General features: G+C 72.8%; 12 protein-coding genes. 2 read left to right on the top strand and 10 right to left on the bottom strand.

Annotated features, from left to right (window positions below; translation table 11 throughout):
* Window positions 1-63: 63 nt before the first annotated feature.
* From STRNI_RS21770 to pdhA, 8 genes are all read right to left on the bottom strand, one after another.
* Window positions 64-990 (bottom strand): hypothetical protein, encoded by a 927-nt coding sequence (locus tag STRNI_RS21770; RefSeq protein ID WP_277411842.1) that lies wholly within the window; start codon window positions 988-990, stop codon window positions 64-66.
* Between the two features lie 153 nt (window positions 991-1,143).
* A complete protein-coding gene (locus STRNI_RS21765; protein ID WP_026170185.1) occupies window positions 1,144-2,121 on the bottom strand; it encodes an NAD(P)H-quinone oxidoreductase in 978 nt (325 codons plus the stop codon).
* A 94-nt stretch (window positions 2,122-2,215) separates the two neighbouring features.
* Entirely contained in the window at window positions 2,216-3,355 is a 1,140-nt protein-coding gene (locus STRNI_RS21760; protein WP_018092715.1) for a potassium channel family protein, read from the bottom strand.
* Complete coding sequence (locus tag STRNI_RS21755; protein ID WP_277411841.1) at window positions 3,352-5,037, bottom strand: molybdopterin molybdotransferase MoeA; 1,686 nt, start codon at window positions 5,035-5,037, stop codon at window positions 3,352-3,354. The genes STRNI_RS21760 and STRNI_RS21755 overlap by 4 nt, the downstream gene beginning before the upstream one ends.
* Window positions 5,034-5,951, bottom strand: coding sequence for an NTP transferase domain-containing protein (locus STRNI_RS21750; protein WP_277411840.1), 918 nt, complete (start codon window positions 5,949-5,951; stop codon window positions 5,034-5,036). Before STRNI_RS21750 ends, STRNI_RS21755 begins: the two co-directional genes overlap by 4 nt.
* Before the next feature lie 137 nt (window positions 5,952-6,088).
* Entirely contained in the window at window positions 6,089-7,726 is a 1,638-nt protein-coding gene (locus STRNI_RS21745) for a dihydrolipoamide acetyltransferase family protein (RefSeq protein ID WP_277411839.1), read from the bottom strand.
* The gene (locus STRNI_RS21740) at window positions 7,726-8,760 is read right to left on the bottom strand and encodes an alpha-ketoacid dehydrogenase subunit beta (protein WP_148592661.1); all 1,035 of its coding nucleotides are present in this window, start codon (window positions 8,758-8,760) and stop codon (window positions 7,726-7,728) included. The genes STRNI_RS21745 and STRNI_RS21740 overlap by 1 nt, the downstream gene beginning before the upstream one ends.
* Entirely contained in the window at window positions 8,757-9,950 is a 1,194-nt protein-coding gene (pdhA, locus tag STRNI_RS21735; protein ID WP_093640969.1) for a pyruvate dehydrogenase (acetyl-transferring) E1 component subunit alpha, read from the bottom strand. Before pdhA ends, STRNI_RS21740 begins: the two co-directional genes overlap by 4 nt.
* A gap of 225 nt (window positions 9,951-10,175) precedes the next feature.
* On the opposite strand from pdhA, the gene STRNI_RS21730 reads away from it, so the two are divergent.
* Window positions 10,176-10,715, top strand: coding sequence for an Lrp/AsnC family transcriptional regulator (locus STRNI_RS21730; protein ID WP_159487439.1), 540 nt, complete (start codon window positions 10,176-10,178; stop codon window positions 10,713-10,715).
* A 106-nt stretch (window positions 10,716-10,821) separates the two neighbouring features.
* Here STRNI_RS21730 and STRNI_RS21725 read toward each other — a convergent pair whose 3' ends face one another.
* On the bottom strand, window positions 10,822-11,412 hold the full coding sequence (locus STRNI_RS21725; protein WP_266438500.1) for a TetR/AcrR family transcriptional regulator: 591 nt from the start codon (window positions 11,410-11,412) through the stop codon (window positions 10,822-10,824).
* Window positions 11,413-11,414: 2 nt separating this feature from the next.
* Entirely contained in the window at window positions 11,415-12,935 is a 1,521-nt protein-coding gene (locus STRNI_RS21720) for a 3-hydroxyacyl-CoA dehydrogenase (protein WP_277411838.1), read from the bottom strand.
* A gap of 147 nt (window positions 12,936-13,082) precedes the next feature.
* Here STRNI_RS21720 and paaN point away from each other — a divergent pair, with 147 nt between their 5' ends.
* Window positions 13,083-14,765 carry a phenylacetic acid degradation protein PaaN gene (paaN, locus tag STRNI_RS21715; protein WP_277411837.1) on the top strand — a complete coding sequence of 561 codons (1,683 nt, stop codon included), beginning with the start codon at window positions 13,083-13,085 and terminating at the stop codon, window positions 14,763-14,765.
* Window positions 14,766-14,793 lie beyond the last annotated feature (28 nt).

Here is a 14,793-nt window from a genome sequence, read left to right as displayed (position 1 = left end):
GTCCGGCGCTGTTTCACGTGAAACAGCGGATTCTCGCCGTTTCACGTGAAACCACCGCAATCTTCAGTTCCGGCGCAGCCGCAGGGCGAAGAAGGCCAGCCCCAGACCGGTGAGAGCAAGGCCGGCACCCATCGGGAGAACCCTCTCGACCGGGGCCCCGGGGGTCTCCATGGCGTACGGGGTCCCCGTGGACTCCGATGCGTCATCCGTCATCTCCGGTGCGGAGCGGTCCTCCCCCGGGGCGGGCGTCGGGAGCGGCGGCAATGCCTCGTACGGGCGCCGGGTGAACCGGTCCGCGACGTCGAAGCGGCGCGAAGGGGAGGGCCGTGACGGGGTGGCCGCCGCGGCAGGGGATTCGGACACCGCAGGCTTGCGGTGCTTGGGCTTGGGGGCATGCCGACCGGGCGGCGGGTGCGCACGGTCGGTGTCGGGCGAACCCGCCGGGGCGGGCGGCCCGTGCCTGCCGTGCCGCGGGTGGTCGGCACTGCCGCCGTCGGCTCCCGGGACGGAGTACGGCGGGCCCGGCACGGAGTAGCCCGGGCCGAAGGGGTGATGCGGGTGGTGGTGCCACCGTCCGTGCCCGTGGAGCCCCCCGAAGTGGTGATGCGGCGACCGGTGAGGGAAGCCCGGACGGGCGTACGGCAGGCCGGGGAAGCGGTCCGGCAGCTCCGGGAGGTGCGCCGGGGCCCCTGGATGACCGGGATGTCCGGCGCGCGCCCGGCCCGCTCCGGCCCCGGGCCCCTCGGCCGGCGGCAGGCTGGGCGCGAAGTCGTCGGCGCCGTACCCGTCGAAACCGAAACCGTCGTCGCCGGCCGCACCCGGGACGTCGTCGGGCTGATCGCCCGGCCGGGCGAGATGCGGGGGACGGTCGACCGGTGTGGCACGCCGGTCCGCGGCCACCGCGGAGGTGGCTCCTATCGGAACGGGCAGCACGACGGCAGCCGCCAACAGACCGGTGGCGATGCGCGAACGGAATCCTGGAGCGACCACAGTGCCCCTCCCGTGCCGAGCCGTCGAGTGACCTGTTCAGCGTCACATGTGATGACATTCACGGCATCTTGGACATGTCGGCCGGGTTACCGGGCGCATGCGCGGGAGGGGCGGGCGCGGACGGCCCGGCTTGCGGAGGGGGCGGCCGTCGGCTCAGACCGTCAGCACGACCTTGCCGACGTGCGCACTCGCGTCCACGACCCGGTGCGCCTCGGCGGCATCCGCCATCGGGAGCGCGCGGTCCACGATCGGCCGGACCTGACCGTTGGCGATCAGCGGCCAGACGTGCTCCCGTACCGCGGCGACGATGGCCGCCTTCTCGTTCAGCGGGCGGGCGCGCAGCCCGGCGCCGGTGATCGCGGCGCGCTTGGCCATCAGGGCGGCGAGATTCAGCTCCGCCTTCACCCCGCCCTGCAGCCCGATGATCGCCAGCCGTCCGCTGACCGCCAGCGCCTTGACGTTCCGCTGCAGATACTTGGCGCCGATGATGTCGAGGATGACATCCGCGCCCGTGCCGTCGGTGGCCTTGCGGATCTCCTGGACGAAGTCCTGTTCGCGGTAGTCGATGAGGATGTCCGCGCCCAGCTCGGCGCAGCGGGCCAGCTTCTCGGGACCGCCCGCGGTCACCGCGACCCGTGCGCCGACGGCCTTGGCGAGCTGGATCGCCATCGTGCCGATGCCGCTGGCACCGCCGTGGACCAGCAGCGTCTCACCGGGCCGCAGGTGCGCGATCATGAAGACGTTCGACCAGACCGTGCAGGTCACCTCGGGCAGCGCGGCGGCCGTGACCAGGTCCACGCCGGCCGGCACCGGCAGCACCTGGCCGGCCGGGACGGCGACCTTCTCCGCGTATCCGCCGCCCGCCAGCAGCGCACACACCTCGTCACCGACGGCCCAGCCGTGCACACCGGGGCCGAGCGCGCTGATCCGCCCTGAGCACTCCAGACCCGGATAGGGGGAGGAGCCGGGCGGCGGATCGTAGAAGCCCTGGCGCTGGAGCAGGTCCGCGCGGTTCACGGCGCTGGCCGCGACCTCGATCAGGACCTCGCCCTCGGCGGGCTGCGGATCGGGCACGTCCGCCCAGACAAGTGCTTCGGGGCCACCGGGCTCCGGGATAGTGATCGCTCGCATGGGCGCGAGGCTACTCGCCGTCCGCGCACGGGGCGAAGGTGCGGGGGCCGACGACTACCGCCGGATCGGCCATCAGCCCCCGCACGACGTGCGGTTATTCATCCGCTCGGCGCATCGGGGCGACGCCGGTGCCGGGGAGGTTCGGCTTGGCGGACTGCTTGCCGGAGAGGTCCGCCGCCTCCGTCGGGGCCGCGCGCACGATGGTGATCAGACGGTCCGTGCTCTGCAGCGGACTGGCCTCCGGATCGTCGTAGCCGAGGAGCCGGTGGCCGCGCAGCACGGACACGACCAAGTCGTCGGTCTCCCGTACGGACTTGCCGACCTCCGCCTTCACCACCGTGCGTTCCACCAGGTCGAGGCCGCTGCCCTGCTGGATCAGATCCTCCATGACGGTGCCCGCGCTGGGGCTGTGGACGGAGAGACCCAGCAGCCGGCCGGCCGCGCTGGCCGAGGTGATCACGGCATCGGCCCCGGACTGCCGGAGCAGCGGGGCGTTCTCCTCCTCCCGCACCGCCGCGACGATGTTCGCCTTCTTGTTGAGCTGACGGGCGGTCAACGAGACCAGCACGGCGGTGTCATCGCGCTGGGTGGCGATCACGACCTGGTGGGCGCGCTGGACCTCGGCCCGGAGGAGCACATCGCTGCGGGTCGCATCGCCGACCACCCCCGCGAACCCGTCGGCCACCGCCGCGTCGATCACCTTGCTGCTGGGGTCGACGATGACGATGCGGTCGCGGTTGAGCCCCGTCGCACACAGGGTCTGGGCGGCGGAACGGCCCTTCGTCCCGAAGCCGACGATGACGGTGTGGTCGCGCAAGGTGTTTCTCCAGCGTTTCAGTTGCCACTGCTCGCGGGTGCGCTCGGTCAGCACTTCCAGTGTGGTGCCGACCAGGATGATCAGGAACAGCACGCGGAGCGGCGTGATGAGCAGGATGTTCAGCAGCCGCGCGCTGTCGCCGTACGGGACGATGTCGCCGTATCCCGTGGTCGAGAGCGTGACGGTCGCGTAGTAGAAGCAGTCGAGCAGGTCGACCCTGCCGTCGGCGTTGTCGTGGTACTCGTTGCGGTCGATCCAGACGATGAAGACCGTCGCGAGCAGGACGAGCAGCGCCATCAGCAGCCGGCGGGCGACCTGCCGCAGCGGCGGCATGGGGGTGCGGCGCGGCAGCAGCACCCGGTGCGACCGGTCCTCGGGCACCTCACGCGCCGCGGCGTCCTGGGACGGGAGCTTCACGCGCGGCCTCCGGTGGCCTCAGGGGGTTCGTACGGGCCACCGGGGGCGGCCCAGCCGGGCGTCCATCCCGCCGACCAGCTCGCCGACCAGGGGAATTCCAGGAGTTCGAGCTCGGTGCCGCGCTCCGCGCCACCGGGCGGGACGACGGCCAGCGCATCGGCGGAGGCGATCCCGCGCAGCATGGCCGGGCCGTGGAAGCGCAACGGTACCGCCGTCAGGCCGTGCCGCTCGTCGTCGCGGTAGGCCACCGGAACGAGCCGGGTGTCGCGCGGATGCCCGGCGACCGCGGCGGCCAGCGGCGTGCGGTAGGGCGCGGCGGGACGGCGGGCGGCGAGCGTACGGAGCAGCGGTTCGGCGAGGGTGAGCAGGCCGGAGACGGCGGCGAGGGGGTTGCCCGGCAGGCCGACGAGATGCCGGCGCGGGGCCAGGCGGGCCAGCAGCATGGGGTGCCCGGGGCGGACCGCCACCCCGTCCACCAGCACCTCCGCGCCGAGCCGGCGCAGGGTGGGGTGCACATGGTCGACGGGGCCCGACGCGGTACCGCCCGTAGTGATCACCACGTCGGCGGTGGACCCCGCGAGGGCGGCGTACAAGGTGTCGGCCTCGTCGGCGAGATGGCGCGGCGGCGCCGCCTCGATGCCCAGTGAGTGCAGCCAGGGGGCGAGCATCGGGCCGAGGGCGTCGCGGATCCGGCCCTCGTGCGGCAGCCCGTGGTCCAGCAACTCGTCGCCCAGGACGAAGACTTCGGCACGCGGGCGGCGGTAGGCGGTCAGTTCGTCGTAGCCGGCCGCCGCGGCCAGGCCGAGGACGGCGGGGGTCACCAGGGCGCCCGCGGGCAGCAGTTGGTCGCCGCGGCGGCACTCCTGGCCGCGCGGGCGGATGTCCTGGCCGGGCGGCGCGGGCCGTGGTGCGTACAGCCGCCGTCCGCCGGCGCTCAGCTCACGGACCTCGCCGTGCTCGCTGCGCAGCACGGCGGTGGCGCCGGACGGGACGCGCGCGCCGGTGGCGATCGGGATCGCATGGCCGTCGAGGAGCGCCTCGGCGGGGGCGTGACCGGCGAGGATGCCGGACGGGAGGCCCGTCTCGGGTGCGTCGGCGGGCCGGTCCAGACGCCAGGGGCCGGGGCCGGAGACCGCCCAGCCGTCCATCGCCGAGGTGTCGAACGACGGCAGATCGGTGAGCGCGGAGAGGGGTGCGGCGAGCGTACGGCCGAGCGCCTCGCCCAGGACCGAGGTCTCGGGCGCGGGCGGCCCGGGTACGGCGCGCTCGGCGAGTGCGCGGGCGGTGTGCCAGGGGACGGCGGCCGGGGCGGTGCGCGGGCCGGGGCCGGTGGGAGGCGCGGGGTCCACGGGGCGGGAGGGGCCGGAAGGGCTGGAGGGGCTGGAGGGGCCGCTCCGGGCAGCGGCGGGGTCGTCGGGGGAGAAGGGGTCGTCCGGTGTGTAGGGGGCGTCGCCGCCGCTGCCGGTCGCGGAGGAGGTGGCTGCCGCGGCCCCTCCGGCGGCGTACGGCGTCGTCACGGTCGTGGCCTCGGGCCCGGCTCCGGGCCGTACCCACCTCGGCGCCGTGCCGTTGGCCAGCGCGAGCGCATCGTCGAAGGGGTCGCCGCGCCCCTCGGCCGAGGTGCCGCCCCTCGGCCGGCCCACCGCGCCGCCGGGCTCCCCGCTGAACTCCCCGTCGGTCATTCCGCGGGCTTCGCTTCGGCACCCTGGGCGCCGCCGGCCCCGGACGCGCCCTCGGCCTCGGCCGCCCAGCGGTGGGCCAGCGCGGCGGCCCGGTCGGCCAGTTCCTTCACATCCCGGTCCTGGCGGCCCGCCGCATAGCCGATCAGGAAGGTCGTCAGCGGCGCGGCGGGGCGGGTCACACCATGGGCCGCGTCCCGCGCGAGATCGAGAAGCGCCGCCGTGTCGACATCGAGCTCGATGCCCAGTTCGGCCTTGACTGCGGTGATCCATTCATCCAACACGTTCCCATGCTCCCTGATACGGGCGCGTGCCGCGCTGATGTCTTCCCAGGTGTCGCAGTCGAAGGACGCCGTGGAGGGGGCGTCCGGAACCCGTTCGAGCACCAACTCGGCCAGCAGCGCTCGCAGCGGCAGTCCGGCCAGGCTGCCGTGTGCGGCCCGCAGCCGCGCCAGCTCACGGCGCAGCGGCTCGGCCCTGTAGGCGGCCACGAGAGGCTGGTCCCGCCCCGAGGCGTCTTGGAGCATCGCCCCGTCGCGGGACGCGGAACTCCCGCCCGGTCCGGCAGCGCCTGCCGTTCGTGTCGCCGCCAGGAGGCTCCGTACGGTCGCCGCCGTCAGGAACGGGAGGTCGGCGGAGAGGACGAGCACCGTCGGGGCGGTGGTGTGCCGCAGGCCGGCGTCCAGTGCGGCGAGCGGGCCGCCACCGGGCGGGTCCTCCAGGGCGTGGACGACGGCGCGGGCGGCCGGGCGGGCGGGGCCGACGACGACGGTGGTCGCCGCATCGGGGCAGGCGGCGAGCACCCGGTCCAGCAGCGGGCGGCCGCCGACGGACAGGGCGGGTTTGTCCGCCCCGCCGAGCCGCCGGGCCGCGCCGCCGGCCAGCACGACGGCGTCGTGGTCGGTGAGGTCGTTCACCCCTTGAGTATCGCCGGGCGCACCGGAATCACACCGCTGCCGGAGCGACTGCAGATGTCAGCTCCGCCACAGCGGGCGCAGCCGGGACGGCCGGGGCGGCTGCCCCGGCCTCGCCGCTGCCACCCGCCGCACTCCCGTCACAGCGTCCGGAGCAACAGCGCGGGCTGCTCCACGCAGTCGGCCACGAACCGGAGGAAGCCGCCGGCGGTGCCGCCGTCGCACACCCGGTGATCGAAGGTGAGCGAGAGCTGGACGACCTGCCGGACGGCCAACTCGCCTTCGTGCACCCAGGGTTTGGCGGCTATCCGGCCGATGCCGAGCATCGCCGCCTCCGGGTGGTTGATGATCGGCGTGGAGCCGTCGACGCCGAAAACGCCGTAGTTGTTGAGGGTGAAGGTGCCGTGCGTCAGCTCGGCCAGGGAGAGCCCGCCGGCCCTGGCGGTTTCGGTGAGCCGGGCGATCTCGGCGGACAGCTCCTCGACCGTACGGGCATGGGCGTCCCGTACGACCGGCACCACCAGGCCGCGGTCGGTCTGCGCCGCAAAGCCCAGATGGACGGCGGGCAGCCGGACGATCTCCTGGGCCTTGGTGTCGACGGTGGAGTTGAGCGCGGGGAACCGTGCGAGCGCGGCCGTACAGATCCTGGCCAGCAGTGCGAGCAGCGACACCTTGGGGGCGCCCGGCACATTCATCGCCTTACGGGCGGCGAGGAGTTCGGTGGCATCGGCCTCCACCCAGCAGGTCGCCTCCGGGATCTCCCGGCGGCTGCGGCTGAACTTCTCGGCGGCCGCACCGAGCATCCCCTTCAGCGGGATCCGCTCCTCACCCGCCGTGGCACCGGCCCCGGCCGCGGATCCGACGGCCGTCACGGCACCGGCCCCCGCCACACCCGTCACACCGGGCCCAGCCAGTTCACCGGTACCGACCGTGGGGGCTGCTCCGGCACCGGCCGTTTCCCGCTCCCGCCGTGCCCGGATCGCGCACTCGACGTCCGTACGGAGGATCAGCCCATCCCGTCCTGACCCGGTCAACTCCCGCAGATCCAGGCCGTTCTCCCGCGCCATCCGACGCACCAGCGGCGAAATGACGGCCACCGCACGGCTGCCGTCCTCCACCGACCCGGCCCCGGCCGAACCGTCCGCACCGGACGAACCGGAGGTCCCGGCTGTCCCGGTGACGCCGACCGCCCCTATGGCCGTCGCCCCGGAAGCAACCGCCCTGGAACCACCAGGCGTCCCCTCGGCCGCTCCGGCCCCGGCCGAGCCGTCCGCCACCTGGCCGGGCGGCCGTGGCACTCCCGCCATGGGGCCCGCTCCGGGCCCCGGCCGGATGCGGCGCCGACGGGCCGCCGCCGCACTCGTGCCGTACCCGACGAGCACATTCCCGGACCCGGCGTCCGCCGCGCCGTCCGCGGGCGCCCCTGAGGCCCGGCCGGTGGCCGCCGCGCCCCCCTCGGGCGCACCGCCTTCCGCGCCCGCCCCGGAGCCCGGTCCCGTCCCAGGACCGGCGCCCGCCAGATCATCCGGCACGGCCCCCACGGCGACCGTCACCAGCGGTGCCCCCACCGGGACTTCGGCCCCCTCCTCACCGAAGCGGGCGGTCACCACGCCCCCGTACGGGCACGGCACCTCCACCATCGCCTTGGCGGTCTCGACCTCCACCACCGGCTGGTCGATGGCCACCACCTCGCCGACCTCGACCATCCAGTGCACGATCGTCGCCTCGGTGAGGCCCTCCCCCAGGTCGGGCAGGGTGAATTCGCGGACCACGGCCATCACTCACCACGTCCCTCGGTCCAGTCCGACTCCCACTGGAGGCGGGCGACGGTGTCCAGAATCCGGTCCACGCCCGGAAGGTGGTGCCGCTCCAGCATCGGCGGCGGATACGGGATGTCGAAGCCGGCGACGCGCAGCACCGGCGCTTCCAGGTGGTGGAAGCAGCGCTCGGTGATCCGGGCGGCGATCTCGCCACCGGGGCCGCCGAACCCGTTGGACTCATGGACGACCACGGCCCGCCCGGTCCGCCGGACCGAGGCGCAGACCGTCTCGTCGTCGAAGGGCATCAGGGACCGCAGATCGACCACTTCCAGGTCCCAGCCCTCGGCGCGGGCGGCCTCGGCGGCCTCCATGCAGACCGGGAGCGACGGGCCGTAGGTGATCAGCGTGGCGCTGCTGCCGCGGCGCCGTATCGCGGCGCGGCCCAGAGGCGCGACCTCGGTGGGTGCGTCGGGCGACCAGTCGGCCTTGGACCAGTACAGCCGCTTGGGTTCGAGGAAGACGACCGGGTCGTCGGAGGCGATCGCGGCGCGCAGCAGTCCGTAGGCGTCCTCGACGGTCGCCGGGGTGACGACCTGAAGCCCCGGGGTGGCGAGGTAGTACGCCTCGGAGGAGTCGCTGTGGTGCTCGACCCCGCCGATCCCCCCGCCATAGGGAACCCGGATGGTCAGCGGCATCGTCAGCGCGCCGCGGGTGCGGTTGCGCATCCGGGCGACATGGCTGATCAGCTGCTCGAACGCCGGGTAGGCGAACGCGTCGAACTGCATCTCGACGACCGGCCGCAGCCCGTACATCGCCATGCCGACGGCGGTGCCCAGGATACCGGCCTCGGCGAGCGCGGTGTCCGTGCAGCGGTCCTCGCCGAATTCCTTGGCGAGGCCGTCCGTGACCCGGAAGACGCCGCCCAGGGTGCCGACGTCCTCGCCCATGACATGCACGGACGGGTCGTCGGCCATGGCGTCGCGCAGCGCGCGGGTCAGCGCCTGCGCCATGGTGGCGGGCTTGCGCGCGGTCGCCGGAACGGTGGTCGTCATGGCCTGGCCTCCTCGGCGGACCCGTCGGTGCCCGCTGCGTCCTCGGTGTGTCCGGCGGCCTCGGCGTCCAGCTCGGCGCGCAATTGTGCGGCCTGGGCACGCAGTTGGCTGGTCTGCTCGGCGAATACGTGGGTGAACAGGTCCATCGGGTCCACCTCCGGGTCGGCGTTCATCCGCTCACGGAGGTCGGCCGCCAGTTGCTCGGCACCGTCCCGGGTGGCGCCGACGAAGTCGTCGGTCAGCAGATCGCGGGCGGCCAGCTCACGCTCCAGCAGGGCTATCGGGTCGTGTGCCTTCCAGGTCTCGACCTCGGCATCGCTGCGGTAGCGGGTGGCGTCGTCGGCGTTGGTGTGCGCCTCGATGCGGTAGGTGACGGCCTCGATGAGGGTGGGTCCACCGCCCCTGCGGGCCCGCTCCACTGCCTCGGTGAGCACCTCGTGCATCGCGGGGGCGTCATTGCCGTCGACCAGGCGGCCCGGCATGCCGTATCCGACCGCCTTGTGGGCGAGGGACGGCGCGGCGGTCTGCTTGGCGAGCGGCACGGAGATCGCGAAGCCGTTGTTCTGGACGAGGAAGACGACCGGTGCCTGCCAGATCGCCGCGAAATTCAGCGCCTCGTGGAAGTCGCCCTCGCTCGTGCCGCCGTCGCCGACCATGGCCAGCGCGACCACCTCGTCTCCCTTGAGCCGGGCGGCGTGCGCCAGGCCCACGGCATGCGGGAGCTGGGTGGCGAGCGGGGTGCACAGGGGGGCGATGCGGTGTTCGTGGGGGTCGTAGCCGTTGTGCCAGTCGCCGCGCAGCAGGGTCAGAGCCTGTACGGGGTCGAGTCCGCGGGCCACGGCGGCGAGGGTGTCGCGGTAGCTGGGGAAGAGCCAGTCCCGGTCTTCGAGAGCAAGCGCCGCGGCGACCTCACAGGCCTCCTGGCCGGTGGAGGACGGGTAGACCGCCAGGCGCCCTTGCCGGGTCAGGGCCGTGGCCTGGGCGTTGTACCGACGGCCGCGGACCAGCTGGGTGTACAGCCGGGTCAGCAGTCCGGAGTCGAGCCGGGCAGCGGCGTCCGTACCCAGAAGGCGGTACGGCTCCGCGTCGGGCAGGAGGGGCGCGGGGTCGACGCGCGGCTGCCAGGTGGGCGGCGGACCGGCCAGGCTGCTCTTGTTCCTGCTGCTGCCGGGCTGCTCAAGGACCGTCATGTCGAGCACCTCCTCGGATCGAAGGGGGTGGCGCGATGCGCCTCATGGGGGTGGTGGGCGGACGGCGGGTGGGCAGGATGGAATCGGCCAGGGCGGGTACGCCCTGCCCTACCGATTGTTCGGTCGCTGATGCATTTTGGCTACAGGCGGGCTCAGCCTGTGGACAAACGGTTCTCCACAGCTTGAGATGAAGCCAGGGCGTCCACAAAGGGGAGGCGGGACCATATGCCGGACGAACAGATGGCCAATTCCGGTGGGCAATCGGCGACACCGGCCGGCCCGCCACCGACGGCATCCGCCCCGCCCTCACCGGCCGCACGCCCGCTGGACACCATCGACCGCTCGATCCTGCGCATGCTGCAGACCGACGGCAGGGCGTCGATACGCTCCGTGGCCGAGCGCGTGCATGTCTCGCGCGCCAATGCCTACGCCCGGATCAACCGGCTGATCGACGACGGTGTGATCCGTGGCTTCAGTGCCCTGATCGACCAGGAACGGGCAGGTCAGGGCGCCTCTGCCTACATCACGCTGAAGATCGTGCAGAACTCCTGGCGGACCGTGCGCAAGCAGCTCACGGCGCTGCCGGGGGCCACGCACATCGCCCTGGTCAGCGGCGATTTCGATGTGCTGCTACTGGTCCACACCAAGGACAATCGCGAGCTGCGCGAGCTGGTCCTCACCCGTATCCAGTCGATACCGGAAGTACTGAGCACCCGCACCCTGCTGGTCTTCGAGGAGACCGACCTCGGCCCCGAAGAGGAATGACCGGCCCGGCCGCCGCTGGAGTGAGCCCCCACCGGGCACAGACACCTCAGGGAATGCCGGGATACCGCCCCCGGATCGTGGTTCCGGGGGCCGGCGGCGGAGCGGATCAGGGCTTGCGCAGCCCCACGAACGCCGTACGCACCACGGCTTCGGCGACCTCGTCACGGCTCACCGCGCCACCCCGCCCCGGCCGGTACCACTCCACAATCGAGTTGATCATGCCGAAGAGCAGGCGGGTGGCCAGCCGGATGTCCACGTCGTCCCGCAGGTCGCCGTCGGCGGCGGCCTGCTTGAGCAGGTCGGACACCTCGTGGTCGAACTCCCGGCGGCGCTCCATCGCCCACCGCTCGGTGTCCGTGTTTCCGCGCACCCGCAACAGCAGCGTCACATAGGGGAGTTCGTCCATCAGCACCTCGGCCACGCGCCGGGTGACATGCTCCAGCCGCTCGATCGCCCGCCCCTGGAGGGCGCCCGGCTCCTCCAGCACGCCGAACAGCCCGTCCAGCGCACGGCTTATGGCGCGGTGCAGCAGCTCTTCCTTGCTGCGCACATGGTGGTAGATCGAGGACTTCGAGATACCGGCCGCCTTGGAGAGGTGCTCCATGGACGTGCCGTCGTAGCCGCGCTCGATGAACACCTCGACGGCGACCGCGAGCAGCGAATCAGGCGTATAGGTGTCGCGCTTGGCCATGGTCATGATTAGAGCACCAATTCCTCGAGGTCTGCACGGCGCCTCAGCGCCCAGGACGGTGCGTAGCGGCCACCGGCATCCTGGTGGTGCATCGAATCCAGCAGATCCCATACCCAGTGGGCGCCCAGCCGCTCGACCCATTCCATGGGGCCACCGGGATAGTTCACTCCCAGCCGCATGGCCGTGTCGATGTCCTCGGGGGTCGCGACCCCACGGGCCGCGGCGTCCACGGCGAAGTCGATGATCATCGCGATCGTCCGGGCGACGATCATTCCCGGCACGTCCTCGATCACGCTGACCTGCTTGCCCAGCGCCTGGAACAGCCCGACAGCCTCCGCGAGGTCCTCCTCGGAGACCGCCGACGAGGCCGCCAGGGCGATCCGGGTCGCGGCACGGTAGTCCAGGGAGAGGTCGAAGCGGATGTAGTTCTCGTAGACGCGGGTCGTGGCCGGATATCCGTTGGTCAGCGCCAGACAGGCCCCGCCGGGAAGACGGAGGAAACCCTCCGACACCCCCGCCGTGCGGTCGCGGGTGACCTTGATGCCCGCCTCCTCGATGAGCTCGCGCAGCACCACCGCGGGGCCGGGCAGCTTCGCGTGCAGGCCGACGGCCTCGGGCGCCTGGCAGGGCTCCGCGGTCCGCGGTTCCGGCCGGCGGGCGCCCTCGGAGTAGTCGAACCATCCACGCCCCGCCTTACGGCCGTGCAGCCCGGACTCGACCAGCCGGCGCTGCGCCAGGGAGGGGGTGAACCTCGGGTCCTGGAAGAAGGCCTGCCACACGGAGTGGGTGACCGCCTCGTTCACGTCCTGCCCGATGAGGTCGGTCAGCTCGAAGGGCCCCATCTTGAATCCGGCGCCCTCCCGCAGCACCGCATCGATGGTGGCGGGGTCGGCGACCCGCTCCTCGTAGGCCCGCAGGGCTTCGGCGTAGAAGGGGCGGGCGATGCGGTTGACGATGAAGCCGGGGGTGTCGGCGCAGCGCACCGGCCGTTTCCCCCAGGCCTCGGCGGTGTCGTACGCCGTGGTGGCGGCCGCCTCGTCGGTGGCGAAGCCGCTGATCACCTCGACCAGGGGGAGCAGCGGCGCGGGGTTGAAGAAATGCAGTCCCACGCAGCGGCCGGGGTGGCGCAGCCGGCCCGCTACCGCGGTCACGGACAGCGAGGAGGTGTTGGTGGCCAGCAGGCAGTCCGCCGCCACGATGTCCTCCAGGGCGGTGAACAGCTCCTGCTTGGCGGGAAGTTGCTCCAGGATCGCCTCGATGACCAGCGCGGCGTCGGCCAGCTCCGCGAGGTCGGTGGCGGGGGAGAGGCGCGCGCGGGCGGCGTCCCGCTCGTCCGCCGGGATCCGGCCTTTCTCGACGAGCCGGTCCAGCCGCCGTTCGATCTCCTCGGCGGCCTGCCCGGCGCGCCCGGGGGCGGTGTCATAGAGGAGTACGCGATGGCCGGCGACCAGCGCCACCTGCGCGATGCCCTGTCCCATGGTGCCGGTGCCCACCACTGCCACGGTGCTGCTGGTCCCGAGTGCCGTCATGCCAGCTGATCCTCCCCGACCGACTTTTCCACAGGCTGGCCGGGCCCTCTTGCCCCGACCGATCGTTCGGTTACTCTAACTCCGTTGCCTTGTCCGCTCCCAGCCCTTATCCACTCTCCGCCCGGCTCGACGAGGAGTTGGTCATCGATGGCCGCCGAAATGACCGCAGCGCAGTTGATCGAGAAGCACCGCCCGACCCTCGACCAGACGCTGGAGGCGATCCGCACCCGCGCCTACTGGTCCCCGCACCCCGAGCACCCGAAGGCGTACGGCGAGACCGCCGCGCCCGACGGGCTGGCCGCCTTCGAGGCGCTGCGCGGCAAGCGGTTCGAGCTCGACCAGCCCGGCACGGACGACTGGACGGGCGAGGAAGTCTCGCCGTACGGCCCGGAGTTGGGCATCAGCTATCCGCATCCGGATGTGGACGAGCTGCTGCCGGCCATGCGCGCCGCGCTCCCCGTCTGGCGGGACGCCGGTCCCGAGACGCGGGCGGCGGTGTGCCTGGAGATCCTGGCCCGGATCAGTGCGCGCACCCATGAGTTCGCGCAGGCCGTGATGCACACCAGCGGCCAGGCCTTCATGATGGCGTTCCAGGCGGGCGGGCCGCATGCCCAGGACCGCGGCCTGGAGGCGGTGGCGTATGCGTACGCCGAGCAGGTCCGCACCCCGCAGCAGGCGCCGTGGTCCAAGCCGCAGGGCAAGCGTGACCCGCTCGAGCTGTCCAAGAGCTTCACGGCCGTGCCGCGCGGTGTCGCCCTGGTGATCGGTTGCAACACCTTCCCGACGTGGAACGGCTATCCCGGCCTGTTCGCCTCTCTGGCGACCGGCAACCCGGTGCTCGTCAAGCCGCATCCGCGCGCCGTGCTGCCGCTGGCGCTGACCGTCAAGGTGGCCCGCGAGGTGCTCACCGAGGCCGGTTTCCCCGCCGACCTGGTGTGCCTGGCCGTGGACAAGCCGGGTGAGGGCCTGGCCAAGACGCTGGCCGTCCGCCCCGAGGTCCGCATCATCGATTACACCGGCTCGACCGCCTTCGGCGACTGGCTGGAGACGCATGCCCGGCAGGCGCAGGTCTTCACGGAGAAGGCCGGCGTCAACACCGTCGTCATCGACTCGACCGGCGACTACAAGGGCATGCTCAGCAACCTCGCGTTCTCGCTGTCGCTCTACAGCGGCCAGATGTGCACCACCCCGCAGAATCTGCTGATCCCGCGCGACGGCATCAGCACGGACGCCGGCCCGAAGTCGTACGACGAGGTGGTCAGCGACCTCGCGGGCGCGGTGAGCGGCCTGCTGGGCGATGACGCACGGGCCAACGCCCTGCTGGGCGCCATCGTCAATCCGCAGGTCAAGGAGCGGATCGACGCGGCTGTCGGGCTCGGCGAGGTGGCGCTGCCCTCCCGTGAGGTGGCCAACCCCGAGTTCCCCGGGGCCACGGTCCGTACGCCGGTGATCGTCAAGCTGGACGGCGCCAAGCCGGACGACGAGGCGGCCTATCTGTCGGAGTGCTTCGGCCCGGTGTCCTTCGCGGTGGCCGTCGATTCCGCGGCCGACGCGGTGGATCTGCTGCGGCGCACGGTCCGCGACAAGGGCGCCATGACGGTCGGCGCGTACACCACCTCGCCCGAGGTCGAGCAGCTGGTGGAGGAGGCCTGCCTGGAGGAGTGCGCCCAGCTGTCGCTGAACCTGACCGGCGGGGTCTATGTGAACCAGACCGCGGCGTTCTCGGACTTCCATGGCTCGGGCGGCAACCCGGCGGCCAATGCGGCGCTGTGCGACGGCGCCTTTGTGGCGAACCGCTTCCGGACGGTGGAGGTGCGCCGGCCGGCATAACCGGCGCGGGCCGGCCCGGGACCTGTTC

The organism is Streptomyces nigrescens (assembly GCF_027626975.1).
Lineage (GTDB): Bacteria > Actinomycetota > Actinomycetes > Streptomycetales > Streptomycetaceae > Streptomyces > Streptomyces nigrescens.
Note: the sequence above shows the minus strand (reverse complement) of the source record. Positions and strands in the feature narration are given on the sequence as shown.